16 protein-coding genes and 1 other annotated feature are annotated in these 21901 nt (G+C 34.7%); of the genes, 5 read left to right on the top strand and 11 right to left on the bottom strand.

What is annotated here, in order from left to right; all coding sequences use genetic code 11:
• The first annotated feature begins 55 nt into the window (after positions 1–55).
• Positions 56–296: a binding site (T-box leader), on the top strand.
• A gap of 45 nt (positions 297–341) precedes the next feature.
• Positions 342–2006: a glutamate--tRNA ligase gene (gene gltX, locus ACFSCX_RS19200; protein ID WP_377929864.1), complete on the top strand. Its 1665-nt coding sequence runs from the start codon at positions 342–344 to the stop codon at positions 2004–2006.
• A 195-nt stretch (positions 2007–2201) separates the two neighbouring features.
• Here gltX and ACFSCX_RS19195 read toward each other — a convergent pair whose 3' ends face one another.
• The 9 genes from ACFSCX_RS19195 to ACFSCX_RS19155 all read right to left on the bottom strand — a co-directional run bounded on the left by ACFSCX_RS19195 (position 2202) and on the right by ACFSCX_RS19155 (position 15768).
• Positions 2202–3053 (bottom strand): GNAT family N-acetyltransferase, encoded by an 852-nt coding sequence (locus ACFSCX_RS19195; RefSeq protein WP_377929863.1) that lies wholly within the window; start codon positions 3051–3053, stop codon positions 2202–2204.
• 169 nt (positions 3054–3222) lie between these two features.
• Entirely contained in the window at positions 3223–5019 is a 1797-nt protein-coding gene (locus ACFSCX_RS19190; RefSeq protein WP_377929862.1) for a M3 family oligoendopeptidase, read from the bottom strand.
• A gap of 542 nt (positions 5020–5561) precedes the next feature.
• Positions 5562–6101, bottom strand: a complete 540-nt coding sequence (locus ACFSCX_RS19185; RefSeq protein ID WP_377929861.1) for a DJ-1/PfpI family protein — start codon at positions 6099–6101, stop codon at positions 5562–5564.
• 216 nt (positions 6102–6317) lie between these two features.
• A complete protein-coding gene (locus ACFSCX_RS19180) occupies positions 6318–6599 on the bottom strand; it encodes a hypothetical protein (RefSeq protein ID WP_377929860.1) in 282 nt (93 codons plus the stop codon).
• A 730-nt stretch (positions 6600–7329) separates the two neighbouring features.
• Positions 7330–7983 (bottom strand): HAD family hydrolase, encoded by a 654-nt coding sequence (locus tag ACFSCX_RS19175; RefSeq protein ID WP_377930034.1) that lies wholly within the window; start codon positions 7981–7983, stop codon positions 7330–7332.
• A gap of 237 nt (positions 7984–8220) precedes the next feature.
• Positions 8221–9066 carry a protein phosphatase 2C domain-containing protein gene (locus ACFSCX_RS19170; protein WP_377929859.1) on the bottom strand — a complete coding sequence of 282 codons (846 nt, stop codon included), beginning with the start codon at positions 9064–9066 and terminating at the stop codon, positions 8221–8223.
• A gap of 801 nt (positions 9067–9867) precedes the next feature.
• Positions 9868–12207, bottom strand: coding sequence for an RNA polymerase recycling motor HelD (helD, locus tag ACFSCX_RS19165; RefSeq protein WP_377929858.1), 2340 nt, complete (start codon positions 12205–12207; stop codon positions 9868–9870).
• A gap of 767 nt (positions 12208–12974) precedes the next feature.
• Positions 12975–13622: a response regulator gene (locus ACFSCX_RS19160; RefSeq protein ID WP_377929857.1), complete on the bottom strand. Its 648-nt coding sequence runs from the start codon at positions 13620–13622 to the stop codon at positions 12975–12977.
• Positions 13600–15768 (bottom strand): sensor histidine kinase, encoded by a 2169-nt coding sequence (locus tag ACFSCX_RS19155; RefSeq protein WP_377929856.1) that lies wholly within the window; start codon positions 15766–15768, stop codon positions 13600–13602. The genes ACFSCX_RS19160 and ACFSCX_RS19155 overlap by 23 nt, the downstream gene beginning before the upstream one ends.
• A 214-nt stretch (positions 15769–15982) precedes the next feature.
• Between ACFSCX_RS19155 and ACFSCX_RS19150 the strand changes: the two genes are divergently transcribed.
• Complete coding sequence (locus ACFSCX_RS19150) at positions 15983–16543, top strand: hypothetical protein (protein WP_377929855.1); 561 nt, start codon at positions 15983–15985, stop codon at positions 16541–16543.
• A gap of 733 nt (positions 16544–17276) precedes the next feature.
• Entirely contained in the window at positions 17277–17957 is a 681-nt protein-coding gene (locus ACFSCX_RS19145; protein ID WP_377929854.1) for a DUF4386 domain-containing protein, read from the top strand.
• Positions 17958–18428: 471 nt separating this feature from the next.
• Here the strand turns inward: ACFSCX_RS19145 and ACFSCX_RS19140 are convergent, their stop codons facing one another.
• Positions 18429–18860, bottom strand: coding sequence for a GNAT family N-acetyltransferase (locus ACFSCX_RS19140; protein ID WP_377929853.1), 432 nt, complete (start codon positions 18858–18860; stop codon positions 18429–18431).
• 386 nt (positions 18861–19246) lie between these two features.
• Between ACFSCX_RS19140 and ACFSCX_RS19135 the strand changes: the two genes are divergently transcribed.
• Complete coding sequence (locus tag ACFSCX_RS19135; protein ID WP_377929852.1) at positions 19247–19435, top strand: hypothetical protein; 189 nt, start codon at positions 19247–19249, stop codon at positions 19433–19435.
• A 138-nt stretch (positions 19436–19573) separates the two neighbouring features.
• Here ACFSCX_RS19135 and ACFSCX_RS19130 read toward each other — a convergent pair whose 3' ends face one another.
• Complete coding sequence (locus ACFSCX_RS19130) at positions 19574–19771, bottom strand: hypothetical protein (protein WP_377929851.1); 198 nt, start codon at positions 19769–19771, stop codon at positions 19574–19576.
• Between the two features lie 612 nt (positions 19772–20383).
• On the opposite strand from ACFSCX_RS19130, the gene ACFSCX_RS19125 reads away from it, so the two are divergent.
• Complete coding sequence (locus ACFSCX_RS19125) at positions 20384–21388, top strand: DUF3231 family protein (protein WP_377929850.1); 1005 nt, start codon at positions 20384–20386, stop codon at positions 21386–21388.
• Positions 21389–21901 lie beyond the last annotated feature (513 nt).

The raw sequence follows: 21901 nt of genomic DNA, 5'->3' as shown, positions 1-21901 counted from the left end.
TGTTGACAATTTAGGTATACTGTATTACTATATGTCTAATCATATCCACATATTGTAAAATGCTTTGAAGAGGAAGAGTAATTAATCACTCGAATCATAGAGAGCCCATGCTGGTGAAATTGGGTATTCGAGCTTAATGAATGAAGCCTTGGAGCTGTAGACCAAAAAATTGGAGTAGGTCTACCGGGGATTTCCCGTTAAAGAAAATGTGCAGAATGATCATGTATCAGCTGCATAATGAGCGGGTTTTTAACCAATTTAGGTGGTAACGCGGAAGCAAGCCTTTCGTCCTTCAACAGGACGAAAGGCTTTTTATTTTGAACCAACAGGAGGATATTACAATGTCAAATAAGAATATGGCAGAACTGTTATTTCCGGATGTTAGGCAGTTACCGGCTGATATTTATTCCCAATATCCGCCAAGAAATTTGTCTGCATCTGCTAAGGTAACACGATTTGCACCGAGCCCAACGGGTTCACTAAACATTGGAGGGCTTTACGCAACTTTTATATCCGAGAGATTAGCTCACCAAAGCAATGGAGTCTTTTTCCTGCGTATTGAAGACACAGACAAAAAACGCGAAATAAAAGGCAGCCTTGAAAATATTATAAATTCATTGTCATACTTCGGGATTCACTCTGATGAAGGACCTCTCCTTTCGGGCGACGATAAGGGTACTTATGGACCTTATAAACAAAGCACACGAACACAAATATATAAGGTTTTTATTAAGCACTTAGTACTAAATGGATTAGCTTATCCGTGCTTCTGTAATGCAGACGATTTACAAAAGATAAGAAAAAGCCAGCAGGACCTAAAAGTCACAACAGGATACTATGGTCAATGGGCTAAACATCGAAATATTTCCTTTCAACAAGCCAAAGAAAAGATTTTAAATTCTAGACCGTTTGTTATTAGACTTAGATCTTCAGGTTCTTCAGACAGGAGAATAATGTACAATGATTTGGTAAAAGGTCCGATTGAGTTTCCTGAAAATAACCAAGATATCGTTATTATGAAGACGGATGGCTTACCCACATATCATTTTGCTCATGCTATAGACGATTATCTAATGGGTACAACCCATGTCATTAGGGGCGATGAGTGGCTTTCTTCAGTGCCTATCCATATTCAATTGTTTGAAACCTTAGGTTTTAGAATACCGGAATACGGACATATCGCTCCAATTATGAAGCAAGTCGGAGCTTCAAAACGGAAATTCAGTAAACGTAAGGATCTTGATGGTACCGCAGAGTATTACAAAGAACAAGGATACCCAGGAATAGCTATAGGAGAATACTTCATGACTCTCATCAATTCTGACTTTGAAGAATGGAGGATGACAAACCCTCATAAATCATTTAGAGACTTTTTTATCTATACGGATAAAATGAATGCCAGTGGAGCATTATTAGACATGAATAAACTTAATGACATCAGCAAGGATGTCATCTCAACGCTCAATGGTAAGGATGTATTTGACCATTTATACACTTGGTCAAAGGAATTTGATTCTGAGTTATTTACTTTGATTGACAAGAATCAAGAATACACAGTAAACATTCTAAATATAGGTCGAACGATTGAGAAACCAAGAAAGGATTATTCTAAGTGGTCAGATGTAAAGCCATTGATTGCTTACTTTTATGACGAATTGTTTGATAAGGATATATTGAGTGGCTATAAGATACCTCCAAATGTTGGTGAAGAAGTTGCGAAAGAAATTGTATTAGGTTTCAGCAAAACGTATAGGTTTCATATTGAAAAGGAAGCTTGGTTCCATGAAATGAAAGAACTTGCTGAGGAACTCGGATTTGCCAAGGAAATGAAGCAATATAAAGCAAATCCTAACAGTTACAAGGGGCATGTTGGTGATGTAGCGATGGTAATTAGGGTCGCTCTTACTAACAGAACCAATACGCCTGATCTGTTTGAAATGATGAAGGTAATGGGTGAAAAAAGGGTTCTGACAAGAATACAGACATTCTTAGGTGCTTCCAATTAGCCGAAATGAACTAAATAGGATATAAAAAAAGTGACTGAGAAACCAATTCCTCGGTCATTTTAACTTTATTTACATAGCGACATCTTTCAAATTAATCACAACCGAGCAACTACACTTTACCTCTCTGTTGTACATTTCACAGTGTTTGATCCTAACCAAACCCGCCTGTTAGTTAAGTAACTTGAGAATATTTTTTTAACGATTTCTAATAATTTTACGGTATACATGCGTATTATGTAACGGTTTAAATCCTAATGAAAGATATAAATTCTCAGCAGAATCATTACCTTCCATGTAACAAATTCGAATTTCTTTATAACCTTGACTCAATAGCATATTGATAGCAAATTGAAGTGCTTTTTTACCGTAACCTTTACCTTGTGCAATTTTTGAAACCATTAGATTTTCAACTGTCCCTCTTCCTATGGTTACGGAAGCAAGGATTTCATCCTCTTTTAGAAGAAGGTACACATTTTCTTTGTAATTTAATTTATATCTTTTCACAATTTCTTCAGTGACTAGATAAGGTTTAATATCATTAATTACATGTACATCATAAAATGATTCTTGTACTACCTTTAAGTAACTATCAAAATACTTATCTTCATATCGTACAAAATTCTCCATCACTTCAGAGAATCCAGTGCCTACATAAAACAATTCAGGAGATCCCCACCACTTCTCAAATCCCACTTTATGACAAAATTTGGATGTATTTTCTAAATCAACTCTAATGCATGAGGTTATGATATCTGCATTTCTTTTACTTAATTCCTTTTCGAGGTATCTTACAAATGACTTTCCTATACCACGTAATCTATATGGATTATCTACAAATACCTTTATTTGAGCCTCAGATTCTTTTGCATCATTTATTAAACTTGTTGCATATGCAATCCCAAGGATTACTTCTTGTTCAACATATACAATAAATTCTACAGAATTTTCTTTGATCTCATTTGAAACTAACATTTTATAATATGATCTTGCTCTATTTATTAATTGAGTTACTTGTTTAAAGTCATCATCTTGATAGCTTCTTATCATGAGTGTATTCCCCCAAAATCTGCTAGAAAAGATTACAGAATAAGATAAAGCCTTACTTCTTCTTGAAGCAACATTCGGCATAAGGAAAGTATATCCTTCTCATACGATCCTATAAAAAACGGTCAGCCGTAGCTGAACATATATACATATATGAATAGCACACAATCGATTAAGAAGAAGTTAATTTTATAAATTCTTCTGCATCTCTTACACATAGTTCTATTCCTTTTTCCCAGAAAGCTTCAGAGGTAATATCTACTCCTAAATGTTTCATTACTAAATCTTCTGTTGTCATACTTCCTGAATCACGAAGGATGTTTATATAAGCTCCTTCGAAGTTCTTTCCTTCTTCCTTACCCTTTGCATATATACATAAAGCAAATAAATATCCAAAGGTATATGGAAAATTATAGAATGGAGATTCCGTTATATAATAATGTGGTGTCCAAACCCATGAATAAATTGAAGGATGTTCTAGCGAGCCATCGTACGCCTCATGTATGGCTTCTTCCATTAACAGTTTTAATCGACCAGGTGAAACAATCCCTTCTTTACGTTCCTCATAAAATCTCTGTTCAAATAAAAATCTCGAATGCATATTCATAAAATTCATGACGCTACGTTTTAATTTCTCATCAAGTATAAACAATTTTTCATCTTTTGACTTTGCCTTCTTCATAGCTGCATCAAATATAATCATTTCTGAGAATGTTGAAGCAGTTTCAGCAATACTCATCGGATAACGTTTATTTAATCCGTTAACGGACTTCATAGCATGATTATGGAAAGCATGACCCAATTCATGAACAAGTGATAATACATTTAAGAACGTACCTCCAAAAGTCATAAATACTCTCGATTCTCCCGTAAGTGGAAAACCTGCACAAAAACCATAATTAGTCTTATTAGGGCGGTTTTCTGCTTCTACCCACCCTTCCTTAAATGCTTCAATAACAAAGCTTTCTAATTCCGGCCCAAACTCTTTAAAGTGCTCAATAATAAGTTTAACTGCATCATCATACTTTATCTCTTGGTTATTATTTGTATATGGAGCCCAAAAGTTATAAGCTTTCATTTTTGTATCACCATTTAATTTGGCTTTGTGATTAAGGTAATTAGCAAAAAAACGTTTATATTTACTAATCACTGACCACATCACATCTAGTGTTTCTTCCTTCATTCTGTTCTTTTTCAAAGGTTCTTCTATTACACTTTTGATCCCATGCATTTTATATACTTGCAATCTAAATCCACCAATGTGATTAAGTATGTTTGAAAATAGGTCTTCTTTTTCTTGCCATATATCTTCTAATGCATAATGAGAATGCTTTCGCACTTTTTCGTTTGGGTGTGAGCGTAAGTTAATAGCTTGTCCAACTGATAGATTCCTTTCCTCTCCTTCAATTTCGACATTCACGCTTACACTACTCACAAGTGCATGATAAAAATTTCCCCAAGCATGATAACCATCAGACATTAAATCGGACATTAGGTTTTGTGATTCTTCTGACAATTGGTTTGGAGTGTTATCACGCCATTCATTTAGAACGAAATTAAAGCTTTCTAATTCCTCGGTTTTGAGTAAGTTCTTCCATACATCTTGTTTTGTTTTTGCTAATAATTTTTTCACTTTAGATAATTCTTTTTCAAAACGGGATTCTATTTGTGCTACTTTCCCTCGCAAAATTACAGCAGCTTGATCCTTAGGGTTTTGAGAAACCAGACATGTAATAAAAGATTTGGCTTGTGATAGGCTTACTCTTATTTCAGCTATGTATTGAACTAAAGTTAATACATTATTCACTTCCTTTACCTCTATAGGAGTACTAGATACTTTAACATTTTCTTCAAACGCCTGTACTTTCAACTCCATTTGTTTAATAAAGCTTTTAAATTGAGTAGATTGGCTTCCATTCGGAAAAATTTTATCTAGATTCCATACTTGCGAATAGCTTGTTTGCTCCATCATATAACCTCCCTATACTTATTTTATTCAAGTAATACGAACGTACTTTCTCATTTTATCATACCATCTGAATTTCAGGAGAGTTTATTATTCCGGGCTGCTTTTTTTCACTTTATATTGCTTTTCCATCGCTTTAACTCTTCATTATCCATTATTTCAATCACATTCAAACTGGATTTCGGTTTGAACTTGACAACCTATTAATCTATGAAAACTGAACAAACTTCTTTCAATGTAAACAAAAGGCTCAGGGTGCCCCGTTTAGCTTCAGGCAGATCATAAATAAGAAATACCCAACTATATATTTTTCAATAAGTCACCTTCCTGTTCATTGTTTGACTTCATCTTCTATAAGTACTTCTATTCTGCTGCATTAGTAAAAAAGCGTATCTTCTGGTTGTTTGTTGATACGCACCCAAGGCCATCCATGATGCCCCAAAATAATAAACGCTTCACCACTGAGCATGATAACATCTAGGAAAGTCCATACTGTTATTAATCTCGTTAACTAACCAATCCACTCGTTTGTAAGATACAAACTTCTATTCTTTATACCAATTTTCATCAAAATCAAGGTTTAATGCTTTTCCAAACCAAACTCCAAATCTTATAAAACCTCTACCTCTCGCAGTGATTAACTTCCCATCGTGAACAACTAGCTCTTCAGAATAGTTATCATTTTCAAAAACCCCTGATTTTTCTCGATTTTCTTCTGTCATCCCAATCGTGTATTTTTTCCCTTTTAAAACCCCCGCTTTTGCAAGAAGATAAGGTGAGCTTGAAATACTTCCAATTACAGATGCATTCCGCTCGGCTAGATTTATAAAATCTACTAAACTGTTGTCAATATTTAACGCAAAAACATCCATACAACCTGTCAATAATAGACTATCTATCTCATTAATTTTCACCTCATCAATAGAAGTATCAGGTACGCAAGTAAGGCCAGATTCCCCCTTGATCGGATTTTTGTTTAGGCCAACAGTAATAATAGGTTTTCTTCCTTGCATTAGTATTGATAATGCAACACTTAACTCGTACTCACTAAATTGAGGATATAATAGAACTGCTGTTTTTTTCACTCTTCAAACCCCTCCAAAAACTTTTAATTCTCCACTTCACTTAAGCCCTTATTTAAGAATATTGATTCTCTACTTCAATTAGTAACATCAATCTCTTCTTGAAGATTAGCTATCCGATTAATTTAATTACATTTCTATTAACATTTCAATTGAACTATCTTCCAATAATGTTTTTTCTTTGCATTACTGTCTAGATCCATATAGTACCAAATTCGTTTATTTTGTTCCAATTATTATTTTAGAATATTTAAATACGTTTATTATCCCACTGTATATAAAATGTTCACCATCGTTACTTATTATTGACCATTCAGAACAATCACTGATGGTTTTTATCCTTTCCCAAATGTTCTTTTCCTTCTCAAAGTAGCCAAAGTGGATTATTTCATTATTTTTCTCATCACCTTCTACATGAAAGGTAAAATGAACAATTCCGTTATTTTCACTTTCTACCTTTTTTACAATCGTGTTAGTTTCTATTTCCTTGTTGGATTTCATTTCTTTTTGTAAGAGAATCTTCTATTGTTTTAGCCCCCTTACATCCAACTAATAATTAAACTTGATAAGGAATTCAAAATCCTGGGATTCTTTGCCTTCATTATCTTAATTCTATTCTATGTTCCCGTTTATTTCATTGAAACTGAAAAATTAGAAGTCCTCTTAATCGCCAAAGACTATGCAAGCAATCATTACATTGTAAAGAAACTCACAGTTGGAGTCCTTGTTATGGAAACTGATAATTTGGAGGAACATTCCTACACAATTAACTCCATTGAGAAAGTCTTTACTTTATTAATAGATGATAAACTTATTAACTGGTTTAGTTCACTCTAATAACCACTTAGATCATATTTTATTGAATATAGAAAAAAGAGTGCGAAAATGGTTAATATCGCACTCTTCCATATATATACTATATAATACTACTCTCTAGTTTCCATGGTCTTTCAAACCGGGCCATATTAAAATCTCTATCTAGTATTAGTTTGTATATTGCGGGTAAAAAGTGTTAACCTTCTAGAGTTCTCTCTTTATAGCAAATTATCCTCATGATAAACACTACCTAAAATAGTTATTTGCATACTAAGTTAACAATGTTTCTGAAAATTGTTTTAAAAAAGTATCCTGTTTGTACTAGCAGCCCGAAAAAATATTCAGACGCAGTTGATCACATTTACCTATTCAAGAATACCCCACGTTACTTGAATAAGGCTGAAAGAATTTTACTTTACTGTTGTTCATATTTACACTTTGTAAGTGATTGTATGAATTCTTTCACACTACTTATCTTTTGGTCTGGTTGAACACTAAACTCTAATGTTTGATAATTTGGTAACCACTGTACTCCGATTGTATGTACGTTAGCTTGTCTACCAGCCTGAATGTCAGCGTCACTATCTCCTAAAAAAATTGCATCGGTGTTTTTGATGTTAAGTTGTGCCAATGCCTTTTTTACACCCTCTGGATGAGGTTTCGGTATAATAACGTCATCACCAGTGATGATTACATCAAATAAGTCATTCATATGAAGACACTCTAAAGAAATAAGCAGACTTCTACTTGCTTTTCCTGTCACTATCCCTAATTTATAACCTTCTCTTTTTAATAGCAGTAGTAAATCGTTAATTTCTTCATTTTCATGTACAAGTTCTTTGTGCTTTTCACTATATTTTTCATAATATAATTCAATTGCATTATCATGATTTGGATCCGTCAGATTTTCTTTGATGATTCCAGTCTCAGATGGACCGAACATAGCTTTAATTTCATCTGCAGTAACATCAATGTTATCAAATTCTTTAAATACAACTTGAAAGGCATAAAAACAAACTGGTAAAGTATCAGCAAGAGTACCATCAAAATCAAAAATAATTGCTTTAATAACTACACACCCTTTAACAAATTATTGTATCTTAGTAAACGACGACTTGTTAATAATCTACATGGGTATTTATTCTATAACTGGGGGTAATTTATAATTTGCAATTCCCCTAAACTATAGCAAAATTAAAAGTCCTTTATCTTATAGAAACGCCATCATGTGAAAGAGGATGATGAGAGGTTATCTATTGAATTACGGTAAAAAGCACCCATATCTTCCTCTGACACTCTATTAATATTAAAAACTAATAACTATCCCTGCTTTATCGTCAGACTTCTTAAATCTAGGGTATTTTAAACACTCTGGATCAGATTCTTCTAGTTTAATTAGATCCAGGGCATATTGTTGAATACCCTTTTCAAGAATAGCCTTAGTAATATATTCCCAGTAGTTTATCTGATCTGGAATAATTTCTTTCGGTAAAAATAATCCGTCTGTCATAACAAGTAAATGCTTTAACCTAGTCCGATTTATCTTCCCATACTCTATATACTTAATGGCTTCTTCTTCACCATTTAATACGCCATAGCCATCTTTAGTGTTACTTTTTAGTCTATTTGAGATTAAAATATCCTCCACTCTTTTTATTAGATCTTCTCTTTTAGTTAGTCCTTCCCTTACAGATCTCCTCCATTTCGCTATCGCAACATCCTCTAGATGAACGACTTGAAGGCGTGTCAATGGTCTGATCTCACTGTTATCCTGGTAAACTGCAAGAATCATACAGTCCCCAGTTTGAGCATATTCCACGCTATCCTCTGATACTTTTACAACTGCTAGAGCTGTACCCCATAAGTGTTCTTTCCTTAATACATTAATATTATTGTTTAACATCTTTTTTAGCAGTCTATTATTTATCATTTCTAAGTCAGATAAGAGAGAATGACTAACTGTAAGAGATTCTATGTAGCTCTTTACTTCATTAGAGGCAATGTAACCACCTGTACGATTATCTTTGTCATAAAATGATACTAATGAAGAAACACCATCTGCAACACCATACACTTGAATATCATTGTTTATTATTAATGAATCCTCGTTTAGCTCTCTAACACCTTTAAAAGTTATTCGTTCTATTTTCAAAGATACTTCCCCCTTTAATACATTGACTTCTGATATTAGGTAACAATTCTACAACCTTAGTGACTACCCAATGGTTTACCCTAGTCTACGTTTTTCACTAAAATACTTGGGACTCAAAAATTGAAATCGTTCCGTTGTAAAGGAAAGAAATAACTTTGCGACCTCCTACTTCCTCGGGATATATTTTGAAAATTGGAAGCTACTTTTCACCATAAAATCATGTAACATATAAATTCTACTCATTTACACAACCAAATTCAATATTATAAAAAGACATTACCATATTTTGGTGATAATATATATAACCTTCTGATTATTGCGTTATAAACTTCCTCTCTCTGCCTTAGAAAATACATTTATATTTTGTAATAATCTATGGTTTAATAGGAAAACCTGCCTAAAGACTGCTATCCCGTTCTAATGAGTTTGACAATTCATAAATAAGTGAAGACTGTTTTTTGTATTGGTTGTTACTTTCCATAATTAGTTAAAACATTAATGTCAGCTTCCTCGCTATTTCCCGCCAATGGTGGTTGGTTGATTATGCATTAACAGCCAAAATTAAGGTAAATTTATTATCATTGAATAGCTTCCTTCCCTATGAAATATTGAATTAATTCTTATACTTATCAATTAAAGAAAGACGCTTTTATTAGTACTGAAAAGCGCCTTTATTGTTATAGAAGTTGTCATATCAAGGGATTCTTGGGTTCTTCGCCTCCTGTCGTTATTAATCTGCGTTTCTCCGGCGGTACTCTAATAGCTTAAAGCCTCATATTGTTTATCGTATAATCAAACTAGTCAGGCTTGGATGAAACCTTCTCGCAAAACGTTTCGCAAAAATGGGCTCGGTTCACCTACGCTGTAGAGCTGCAAATAATGCATAGCTCTGGTACAGGCAGTGTAGAAAGCTCTGCGCAGGCTCTCATCACCATATACATTCTCCGATGCATCATAAATAATGACGGCATCGAATTCGATACCCTTGGACAAATACGACGGTACTATAACTACTCCCTGTTCGTATTCAATCGAACTGCTCTTCAAGAGTTTAACTTCATCGATGCTGCTGGACAGAGCTTCATATGCACATATACTTTCCTCAGCAGTTTTGCATATTATTGCAATACTATTAAGACCTTGACTTCGTAAATCTGCGACTTTGGAAACAATGCAGCTGTGGAGTTCTTCACGATTGTTCAATTGTTTCAGCTCAGGTTGCTCGCCGCTTCGTTCGAAAGGAATTATCCTTTCACCGTTTGGAACGAGCCTTCGTGTAAACTCGATGATCGGTTTTGTTGACCGGTAGCTCCGTGCCATATTGATCACTTCGGTTTCATCAGGTCCGTATAGACTGGTAAGTGAGTGAAAATCAACCATTTCCCTGGCATGGGCGAATATCGCCTGATTAAAATCCCCAAGTACTGTCATCTTTGCCGCAGGAAATAAACGCTTCAAAAACTCAAATTGAAAAGGTGAATAATCTTGCGCCTCATCAACAACGATGTGTTTTATCGAAGTGTTTGTCTGAAAGCCTAGAATCAGCTCTTTCATAAGTAAAAACGGAGTGGCATCTTCGTAAAATAGTTTACCTTCGTCGAGCATTTTCACAGTCAATAGACAAATGTCCGGCCAATCCTCGGGTGCTTGTAGATCCATCCATAGATTAATCTTGATCGGATCGGTATAAAACTGCTTATATATTTCCTTAATGTTGACGAAACGAAACGCCTTGATCTTTTTTCGCAAAGGCTTTAACTTCTGTCGAACAATCAAGGAGGCTAACGCTTTAGGCTCGATTTCATAATCATGAATCGACTCTCTTTTAAAGCCTCGTTTTTCCGCTAAGTAGGTATATGCCTTATGGTAGTCCTCGTTACTAAGCAGTTCGATTTCCTCCTGTACCCATGGCTTAGTCCGTTCGAGCTTCTCAGCTTCATCTATTTGCTTAAGTAGCCAATCCTTCAATTTTTCAAGTCTGCTATGAAAGTGAAGTGAGGTGTCACTGCTATAAAACTTTTCTGCGAGTTGTTTTGAAGTAATAATTGTTTTCCCTCTGAAGCTAATTCCTTTGAACACCATTCCAGATAATTCCAGTGACTCCCAATATGATTTGATCGCCTCAAAAAAACGGGTGGTAGCCTTGAATCGGATACTCACAACCCTTGATCTGTACGAAGGTGTATTTACTGCTGTTAAAACATATTCCAATTGCTCGTATGGATTTTCTACTTGAAACTCTTTACTCAGCCGATGGTCCAAGTATTCCTGAAATGTGACCTGCTGCATATTCTCTTCACCGAGTTCCGGCAGTACATTGGACACGTAACTGTTAAACATCGAATTAGGAGAAAATAGAATAATTTGTTCAGCATTAAGATTCTCTCGATATTTATAAAGCAAATAAGCAATCCGCTGCAGGGCAGCCGATGTCTTGCCACTGCCAGCCGCACCGTGAACAATGAGTAGCTTTCCCCGATCATGACGGATAATCCGATTTTGCTCCTGTTGAATAGTAGCTACAATATTATGCATATGTTTGTCAGTACCTTTACCCAGAACCTGCTGTAAAATCTCGTCTCCAATAGTTAGACTCGTATCGAACAGAGATTGAAGAACGCCGCCGCGAATCAGATATTGCCACTTTTTCTCCAATTTGCCTCGGATTGTTCCTTCGGGTGTCGGATACATAGCCGGACCTGGCTGGTAATCGTAGTAGACACTTGAGACCGGAGCCCTCCAGTCGTAAATAAGGAAATCTTCACCACTAGGATCACTAAGCGAGGAGATACCAATATAAATTTGTTTTTGATTTGAAGTACCTTCTTCAATAAAATCAATCCGACCGAAGTAGGGGATCTCCTGCATCCGGCGAAGCGTGGACAAACGCTTGGATGCATGTCTATAAGTACTTTGGTTAACGGACAGAGCTTGTGCCTCTTGTCTCAAGCCGATGATGGTTTCAAGGTAATCATCAAAGGTATCCGTATTCACCTTGACTTCATCCCAAAAGTGCTTGCGGATTTGAACCACTTCGTTCCTACGATTGGCAGTTTCCTCTTCTAACCGGCTGATATTCTCCTTAATGGTCCCCATTACAATGTCTACTCTTTTTTGCTCCTGCTGAAGTTCCGAATTCATCGCAAACACTCCTTAAAATATTTTTATATAAGGGTTGACTAACGAACAGATTACATTGTATAATTAAAATAAGGGTTATTATATTTAATTTTATAAATACAATGTATATCTTTATAAGATTACCATAGGATTTCTTTTTTTTCAATGTGGATTTTATTTGTCGATATATGAAAAGAGCAGTATTTAACGTACCAAACGTCAATACTGCTCTTTTTATATTTCTAATTCGAACTCCCTTTTTGCTTTCGTGTTCCTCAAATCTGCTCATTTTGCAGAAAAAGTAGTATACTCTTTTCAAAATTTAGAACTAAGGCTATTAACTTGTTTAATTGAACCTTTAGATACTTCTGAGAACATAATTGTGCCTGATTTTTCGCCTATCCATAGAAAGTACGTCTTTTCTCCAAGCTCTATTATATATTCAGGGTCGTCATATCTACTCTAACTGGCAAAATAGTGTGTCAATCTATCAAAAGAAAACTTCCTTCTGAATATCTTGCCTGTATCCTTCATAAGAAGCTCTCTCTTATTACTAAACGTAAATTGCACATCGATTCTTCATCAATATTTCTCAGCTTGATATTACATTCAGAATTTCGATTGATGCATGAGTAGCTGTGATGAAAAAATCGTATATTCCAATACAAATGTTTTCACTTCTGGAACTAAATTACAGGTATGTTTTTTTAATCCAGCAACAGCTAACTTAGAATCTTTCGTTACGCAATCAGAATAGACTTCTTTAAAGTAATCATCGTATTACTCCATTAGTCCTCAAACATCTCCCTACCTTGCTGATAAAGCATTTTTGCTTCATGACGATCGACAACCTGTAGTTTATTTAAAATATTGGATATATGATTGGCAATGGTTTTGGGACTTAACTCTAGAAGTGTTGCAATTTGAGAATTGGATTTTTGTTGACTGATAAGCTCCAAGATTTGTAGCTCCCTTCCTGATAAGGAAGAAAGTACAGAATTTCTCCCCACATTTTTTTCATTTACAGTAAAATAATCCATCATTCTAGAAGCAATATCCGAGCTGAACACAGCTCCCCCATTGCCAACCATTCTAATCGATTGCAATAGTTCCATTTCTCCAGCGTCCTTTAACACATATCCCATTGCTCCCATTTGCATGGCTGTAAAGACTGACTTATCATTCCGCATCATCGTTAGAATCAGGATTTTCATTTCCGGGCATTTTTCTCGAATGATTCTTGTCGCTTCAATCCCGTTTTTGCCTGGCATTCGAATATCCATCAGTATGACATCCGGTCGCAAAGATTCAGCTAACTCAATCGCTTCATCACCGGTTGAAGCTTCCCCCACCACCATTAAGTCCTCTGTCGTTAGAATAAGATTTCTCACTCCACCGCGGAACAATGGATGATCATCCGCAAGTAATATGTTCATTGTTTTCCCCCTCAATTGAAAAAGGTAGTGTTGCCTTTATCCTTGTCCCTCCCGATTTCCCTCGTTCCATAACACAATGCCCACTGAGCTCGGCCGCCCTTTCCCGAATCGATTTTAAACCGATACCATTCCCCATGTCTTTTATATGAGAAGGAATTCCGATTCCATTATCGGTTACTTCAATCACTAGCAATTTTTCGTCTATATTTTTGATTGCAACTTGACAATGGGTTGCGTTAGCGTGTCGCACTACATTGACCAGTGATTCTGTTACAATTCGGTAGGCGGCAACCTCAATGGCAGCCGGCAGTGATGGAAGTTGATCCGGTACTTCTATACGGATTTGTACAGCTGCTTGACCATGATTTGAGAGTTGTTGAAGTTCCTGAATTCGTAGCTTAATCGACCCGATTAAACCAAATTCATCAAGCGTTGGTGGACGTAAACCATGAACCATCGATCGAATATCTTCGACTGTCCCGCGGATTACTGACCTTAATTCCTCTAATAGTTGATTGGCGGTTTCTGGATCTTTCTTTACATATTGCTGAGCCGCTGCTACGTTAAATGCAAGAGACATAAGCCTTGGTGCTAACTCATCATGAAGATTTCGACGAATTTCTAACCGTTCTTTCTCCCTTGCTAACACAAGCTTTTCACGAGACTTTTGTAAATCATCTGCTAAAAGCTTCATCCCAAGGGACATGTTTACATTTTGAACAATCGGACCAGTTTGCCGTATCATGACATCGATGAGCTTATAATCCTCAGATGTAAATACCTCACCTGGGGAACGACTTGATAGATGAAGAAAACCGAGTTCTTCTCCGCTATAAATAATGGGAAACGTATACATATCATGTTTGGTCGAACCAGAAGATGTTGCTAGCTTATCCACCCCCCCAATCTCTAGTGAAATTCCAACATAAGGTAGCCGGAGGGCATCTCGGACTTCCTTCACAATGACTTCGAGCATTTCACCCGGAGAGATTCGTTTAATCAGTTGCTTTCCTAGAGCAGCTAGCACCGAATAGGGATCATCATGTTTTCCTTTCAACAATCGGTTAATTAGCTTTTGTAATTTTTCTTTTATCGGTGTAAATAAGACGGCAACAACCGAAGTAGCAACTAATGAAAGAATAAAATTTTCTTCTGTTTTAAAGAGATTACCTAAGTAGATAACCAATAATGAATAGAGGATTACAACCGTTAAGGATAGGAGTCCATAGAGAATAGTACGATTCACAAGAGGGGCTATATCCCAAAGACGTTTGCGTAAAATGCCAAATGAAACGGTTAGCGGAATAATGGAAACAAATAGATTAAGCACGAAATTATAAAAAACATAGAGAATTGGATCAATAGCTTGAGAGAACACAAAAAAAGCGCTTGTTCCAATAAATCCAGAAAACGACAAAATCATGCCGTATACTATCCATTTTGTTTGCAGCTTCTCCTCTGACGTAGATATATGGCGGTATCGGTAAACTTGTAAATAGAGAATAAGACAAATCATTGTCACATAATAGAGCATTCTTACGTGCACTGACCAGTTTTGTAAATCGAACATCGTCACTGGGAAAAGAACATTCATGAGCTGTATCAAGCTAAAAGGGACAAACACACAATAGGCCCATTTAGGCACCCATTTTCCATTTGGAAACAGCATGAGAAACAAAAATAGAGCAATGCGGCCTACTCCAGCGATCCCCTCAGTCCACCACTCCATGACCACATTTCCTTCTGTTGACACATACAACAAGGACGGAAACGTAGCTCCATAGGCCACCATACCAAGCATCGCAATATAACTCAAGATGGTTCCTTTACTTTTCCAAAGAATAATAACAGCCGTTAACAGAAAAAAAAATGTAAGAAAGAGATCTGATAACACTAATAATAGAGCATAGGAATCCACCGATAACCCGCTATGAATCAACCCTTCCAAAGAGGTTGGAGGAGGGCCAAAGGATCCACAAGATTCAAGAATACAGGACCTCAGTTTTTCATAGTACTCTGGAACATGACGAATATAGTAAAAAGACGAAAATACAACGAAGAACAGCACACCTGCTTTAAAAAGAAATATATATGGGGCATGTTTTTTTTCTATTAGTTTAACATCATTCGTTACAGGAACTGTCACTGTTCATTTCTCCCTATTCCTGAGGTTTCTTAGGAAAATTATAACATCACGAAATTATCAATGTATATATCCAATACAGAGTCTCTCACTTTTCCCGAAATTACCTATACAAAACTTCCTGACACCACTAGGTAACCCTACTCTCGTAATGGGGGAATATCGGTTGATAAAGTATAAGAGTAAAAACAAAAATAGATTTATGGAGGAATTCAAAATGAACATTAATCAAGTCATAAAAGCTTTTGCTTTCATTAGTATACTTGCTGGAGTAGTTCGATTGAGTATGACCCCAACAGGTTTAATTTGGGGAACTGATAGTACACCTGAGCTTCTATGCGGCTATATTGCCAGTATCTTAATGGCCTTTTCATCGATTGCCTTTTACTTGCCACAAGCCAAACAAACAGGTGTATTAGGACTAATCTCCATCTTCCTATTAACTTTAGGAAATATCCTAATATCAGGAGATATTTATGGAATCCTTGGTTATGGAGACTATGCAGAAGACAACGTTTTCACCATGATTACAGGCATGACAATCGGAATTGGAATGGCAATTGGAACCCTCCTTCTTGCTTACGTTACAATCCGAGCAAAAGTATTTCCAATCTGGATTCCCATTCTCCACATCTTAACCGTCCTCACTCTTAGCATTCCATTTCTGAGTGATTGGTTTGCCTTTGTTTGGGGATTGGCTTACGTAGCAATGGGGTACACGGTTTATTCAGGTAATTTCAAGAAAAATGAGTCAACTAACTTATATGTAAATTCATAAACAGTCTGTATCATTCACTATGTAAAAACAAAGGACGGTTCTTCTCCCCAAAAGTAAGTAACGAACCGTCCCATTTCTGTTACTTAACACCTCATTATGCAAACATCAACTATTATGTTTATGGGACTATCAGGCGCTGATTACATAATATTTATCATTGTATTTTGAATCTACAAAAAAAGAGGGTGTGTATTACCTGATCAAATCTACCTCAGCGTGTTAGCTGTTTGTTAAGATAGTTGTCGCGATCCTTTTACATTCAATAGATTAGTAGACTTGTTTTCCTCAGCTTGATTAGCTATAGCCTTTGAATTCAACCATACTTGATTGACCAGACTCCAGTTTCGAGTGTCTCCTGAACATCGGTTAAGGTGCTTTGCTCTCACTGATTAATAAACCTGTCTTCTGTTCTCAATGAGCTTTTCTGCCAACCTATTTATGCCTTTTGACCTCATAATTGGTACTTCCCCTAAGCATCTGCCAACTTAGCTACATAGGCGTGACTTAATTCTCATATACTGCAGACCTTATCTAGACAATAGAAAAAGCGTGGAACAATATAAAGATATAGTTAGTTTTTTTACAATAGGAAACATATTCATCTAAAGACAAAATCATATTTTTGATAGTGTCCACTTTCTTGACAGAGGCCTAATCATACTAATGTTTATGTGTTATCTTACCTTTTCCTGTCATATTATTCTAACTAGTAGGTATTATAGGGAGGATAAATATGTTGAGAAAGAGTACAATTCCAGGTAGAAGGTCTGCATTACTTACTGGAGTGTTATTAATAGGCGGGATGGTTACTGGAATATTTAGTGTTGTTCCTGTTATTGATGGAGCAGACTACATTTTCAAGGCTATTATATATGGAAACCACGTACTAATAGGAGCATTTTTCCAGTTGTTGATGGTTATTGCATATGTTGGTATTCCTATTTTGATGTATCCGATTTTAAGTAAGCATAATAAAGATTTAGCTCTTGGATCTGTTGCTTTCGGTATTATTGCGGGTGTGTTCATAATAATTGGTGTAATCATTCTTCTGTTGCTATTGATATTAAGCCACGAATTTGCAAAAGCTGGAACTCCGGATTTTTCGTATTTCCAGACTTTAGGTGGATTGTTAAAGGCAGGACGTGACTTGGTGAACCATGTGGCAACAACACTGGCATTTGTTTTGGCTATGCTCTTGTTTAACTGCATATTTTACCAAAGAAAATTAATTCCACGTTGGTTGTCAGGTTGGGGTCTTATTGGATCTACATTGTCCATATCGGCAAGCTTATTGTTTATGATTCGCTTCATCGGTCTGGATGCAACTTACATGATGTTGAACATTCCAATAGCGATTCAACAATTGGTTTTAGCTATATGGCTAATCGTTAAAGGATTCAACCCATCTGGATGACCATCAAAATCAATCTCTCTTGGCGGATTGATTAACACTTTTTGCCCCTTTTATACATTTATTGAAAGATGCTTCCGTTTCATCTTTTTGTTTAATGACTGTTTCTTTTGATAATTTAGCAGTATAGGAGTATCCTTCATCTGTAATATCAGGACCTATTTATCTCGTTTTTCCCATATAGTTCCTATCATTTTTTCATCTTCATAATGCCCGAAAGGATAATCTCCATTGTCTCCCACACTTTTACCACGTGCAGAAATAAATAATACGGTAAATAAGAAAATGACTAAATTAAAATACTTTGCCGCAAGTTACTTCCTTCTCTCTATCTAACAGACATCGTAACCATTTCTTCTTTCATCTTATACATTCCTGCCTATTATTTTAAGTGCAAGTTACACACATTACTAAGAAAAAAAGTGGATATCTCTTTGATTATGCACTTACTCTTGTCACCTTCTTATAAACAACTTAAACCGAGATTGTCATAATTGAATGTAAGTCTTCAAATCCTAATTTTTTGTATATTTCCTTTGCGTGATTACTGGAATATACATTTAACCTAATCTCATTAAATCCTTTAGATTTCAATGAGTTTATACCTTCAATAATAAGGTTTTTTGAAATGCTCTTACCTCTAAATGATGGTAATACATAAATATCATAAATAAATCCATGTTTTATATCGGTGAAGTAATCTTTATTTTCACCCAATAATATCCATCCACCAACTTCATCTTCACTGTTTTTGTAAACTAAATAATAGCCGTCATTTTTTAAGATATTTGTAAATAAAGCTTCTGCTTTCTCAGAACTTATTTCTTGTTGGACTCCTTCACTAGCAGCATCTGTAGCCTTAGTAAGTATAAATTCTATATCTTTATCTGTAGCTTTAACTATCATTAGTATTCCACCTCTTTTTTTAGATAGAATTTATTTCTACAAGATTAATGGTATATCCTCCTTTATAATGGAATATTTTACCTCAAAATAAATAGTTACCCCTTGTTGAACCTATGAAAAAGGATTTGGATTTCGAAATGTTAAACATCAGTTGCTCCTAATTAGGAAAAACAGTCATTGGAATAACTAAATTGCCTGAAAGACATATAACAGGGATAATTTTAACCAATCTAGCTGGTGTTCCATCACCGACTATATTAAATGGAGCTATCAATATAATAAATCATCTAGAATTTGAATATAGTCCTATAAAAAATAGGACAAAGTGTCGACCGAAAGATTTAAATGATTATGTAGGCACATATAGATCAATTGGAGGAGATTGTTTGAAAGTAGGTCTAAAAGATGAATATCTTACATGCGGGAACATTCCTGTTGATTGTATTGGAAAAGATACATTCCTACTATTAATAAGAGATCAGAGTAAAGTAGTCAGATTTAAACGAAATAATGATGGAGAAATTGTACGACTTCAATTTCATTACAGGCAGTTTTTTAAGGACACTAATAATTAAACAAATTTATTATATTAGCCCTCAGCTTACCGATTTAAAAATGAACCAAATATTGCACAGAATTAATGGCATTGTGAAATTAGCAATGTCTTTAATCTTTAGGGTTATTCTTTTGTAGTAAAGCATCCGTTAGTGAAATTATAGCTTCTCTTTCAATAAACTTATTATATACACGAGTATAGATATTAGTATGGTTAACAATATAATTATTATTGTGCTAAATGTGTAAATTGGTGTTTCATATTGGATATCACTCATAAAAAAGCTTCCTAAGACCATAAATAGAATGACATTAATAAACATAAGCAATAAAAATGTACCAAGAACTTTCCCCATATATTACACCCTCCATTATTATCAGATTAATATTTGACTTAATATTAGTAACAATCCATGTTGTACTTTTCTGTCCCTATACTTCAATAGGAATAATTTTTTAGTCCTTCCTCCGAAAAAATGAGACCATTAACTACTGACCACGTTTCGCTTAAAAAAAAGCAACATTGAGTTCAATAACATCTGACTTTAAAATTTTACTAATTAGCTTTTCTATTCTCAATCGGTTTTATAACAGGTTTCAAAATTTTCACCTTTAGATATTGCACGAATAAGATCTTACAGACCTTCTTTTCCAACTATTTCATACCATCGATTTAATTCGTGTTGTGCAGTTATATACCCCGTGCTAATAGTATTAAATTATTAATAAGTATCTAATTCATTTAACTCAGGTGCATATATACCGTTACTGGTTATGGACTACCAAGTTTTTTCATCAAATTGTTTTCTATTATCTAACATTAAAGCAAAACATTTACTCAGTCCTTCTAGTTGTATGTGTTTGAATACATAGTCTTCCAGTTTATTATCATTGTGATTTGTATTAGCAATAATAAAAATTTTCTCTTATGGAACAATAAAAAAAAAACTAAATGGAGGTAGTAAGTATTGAATGTAAAAAACCCTATTAGCTCATCTGAAATTGGAACATTATGGCTTACTTACCAAGAAAAAACATTAATACTAAGAGTATTAGAATATTTTATCGAAAAGTCTGATGATCAACAAGCTATAAATATTATGGGAGGTTTATGGCAAGAGCTGGACCTTTTTGTTGATAAAATAAAAGGTATATTTGAAAATGAAGGTATAGCCATTCCTAAAGGATTTACTAGTGAAGATGTAAATTTAGAAGCACCAAAGTTATATGACAATGGATTTGATATTATGTTTATTCGTATTTTAAAAGAAATTAGTATGGGTATGTACACATTAAATATGAATATGTCCTACCGTGAAGATATAATGTCAATTTATGAAAGACTAACGACTATCACTCATAGGATTTATAAATTATCAACCCTTTATTTACTGAATAGAGGGATACTTACCTTACCACCAAAAGTGACCATGCCTAAAACAACGGAGTTTATAAAAAATACAAGCTATTTGAATGGATTTACACTCTTTAGTAATGAAAGGGCATTGAACGCCATTGAATTAGGAACTCTCCATCATGGAATTGAAACAAATAATATTGGTAAGCAACTGATTACTGGTTTTGCACAATGTGCAGATGACAAAGAAGTTAAACAATATTTTGTAAAGGGAAAAGAACTTGCGAAAAAACAGATAAAAATTTTTGAAGAGATTCTACTAGATGCCGAAGTTCAGTTTTCTGCTACTTCTGGAAGTACAGTTACTACTTCGACTACAGCTCCATTTTCCCAAAAACTTATGATGTTTTGTATTTATTTACTAAATGGATTCGGAATTGTCGGATCGAGTTTTGGCTCAATTTTCAGTTTAAGAAATGATTTAACAGTGAAACAAGCCATAATAGCTAAAGACATTTATTTTTACACAAATGAAGGAATAAAAATTATGATAAAGAACGGATGGATGGAGGAACCTCCACAAATGGAAGATAGATCCAAAATAATAAAGAAGTAAACTATACTTTCCTACAAAGAATAGTTAATACTATCATGTTTTTGAATCATCATTTTATAAGTTTTAAATGGAATAATTGTTGTCTATCAGATAAACAATAGAGATAGTGTTATCACTTAACACTAAAAATAATGGGGAGGGATATACTTTGAATATTCTCATCAGCTTAGTTTCAACCTTAATTAATTTGGTTATTAAAGTTGCATTCTTTATAAATAATACAAACTCTAGGTTTAACTCATTTTTTAGAATGCCATCTTTAAGATAAGCATTGAATATTCAAAAAGTATAGTCCTTTTTAAGAATAGGTAAGCATTTAATGTGCTTGCCTATTCTTATAATCATATTTGTAGCTTTCATTCATTTAACAAAAAAGTTAATTCGCCTCCAATTAATAATTTATAAATACCTTGAACACTGACCTGTACGTTTGCTTGTAAAAAACTATTAAGCCCCAGAATTAAACTTTGACAGCTCACATTAGGTATTTTTTATACTAATAATATCAAAGGA

The organism is Bacillus salitolerans (genome assembly GCF_042680805.1).
Lineage (GTDB): Bacteria > Bacillota > Bacilli > Bacillales > SA4 > Bacillus_CJ > Bacillus_CJ salitolerans.
The sequence above is the reverse complement of the archived record's forward strand: the minus strand, read 5'-3'. Positions and strand labels throughout refer to the sequence as shown.

Excerpts from the sequence above, each read along its gene's own strand:
- gltX (WP_377929864.1), top strand. The coding sequence starts at position 342 with ATGTCAAATAAGAATATGGCAGAACTGTTATTTCCGGATGTTAGGCAG.
- ACFSCX_RS19180 (WP_377929860.1), bottom strand. The coding sequence starts at position 6,599 with ATGAAATCCAACAAGGAAATAGAAACTAACACGATTGTAAAAAAGGTA.
- helD (WP_377929858.1), bottom strand. The coding sequence starts at position 12,207 with ATGAATTCGGAACTTCAGCAGGAGCAAAAAAGAGTAGACATTGTAATG.
- ACFSCX_RS19160 (WP_377929857.1), bottom strand. The coding sequence starts at position 13,622 with ATGAACATATTACTTGCGGATGATCATCCATTGTTCCGCGGTGGAGTG.
- ACFSCX_RS19150 (WP_377929855.1), top strand. The coding sequence starts at position 15,983 with ATGAACATTAATCAAGTCATAAAAGCTTTTGCTTTCATTAGTATACTT.
- ACFSCX_RS19190 (WP_377929862.1), bottom strand. The coding sequence starts at position 5,019 with ATGGAGCAAACAAGCTATTCGCAAGTATGGAATCTAGATAAAATTTTT.
- ACFSCX_RS19195 (WP_377929863.1), bottom strand. The coding sequence starts at position 3,053 with ATGATAAGAAGCTATCAAGATGATGACTTTAAACAAGTAACTCAATTA.
- ACFSCX_RS19145 (WP_377929854.1), top strand. The coding sequence starts at position 17,277 with ATGTTGAGAAAGAGTACAATTCCAGGTAGAAGGTCTGCATTACTTACT.
- ACFSCX_RS19140 (WP_377929853.1), bottom strand. The coding sequence starts at position 18,860 with ATGATAGTTAAAGCTACAGATAAAGATATAGAATTTATACTTACTAAG.
- ACFSCX_RS19130 (WP_377929851.1), bottom strand. The coding sequence starts at position 19,771 with ATGGGGAAAGTTCTTGGTACATTTTTATTGCTTATGTTTATTAATGTC.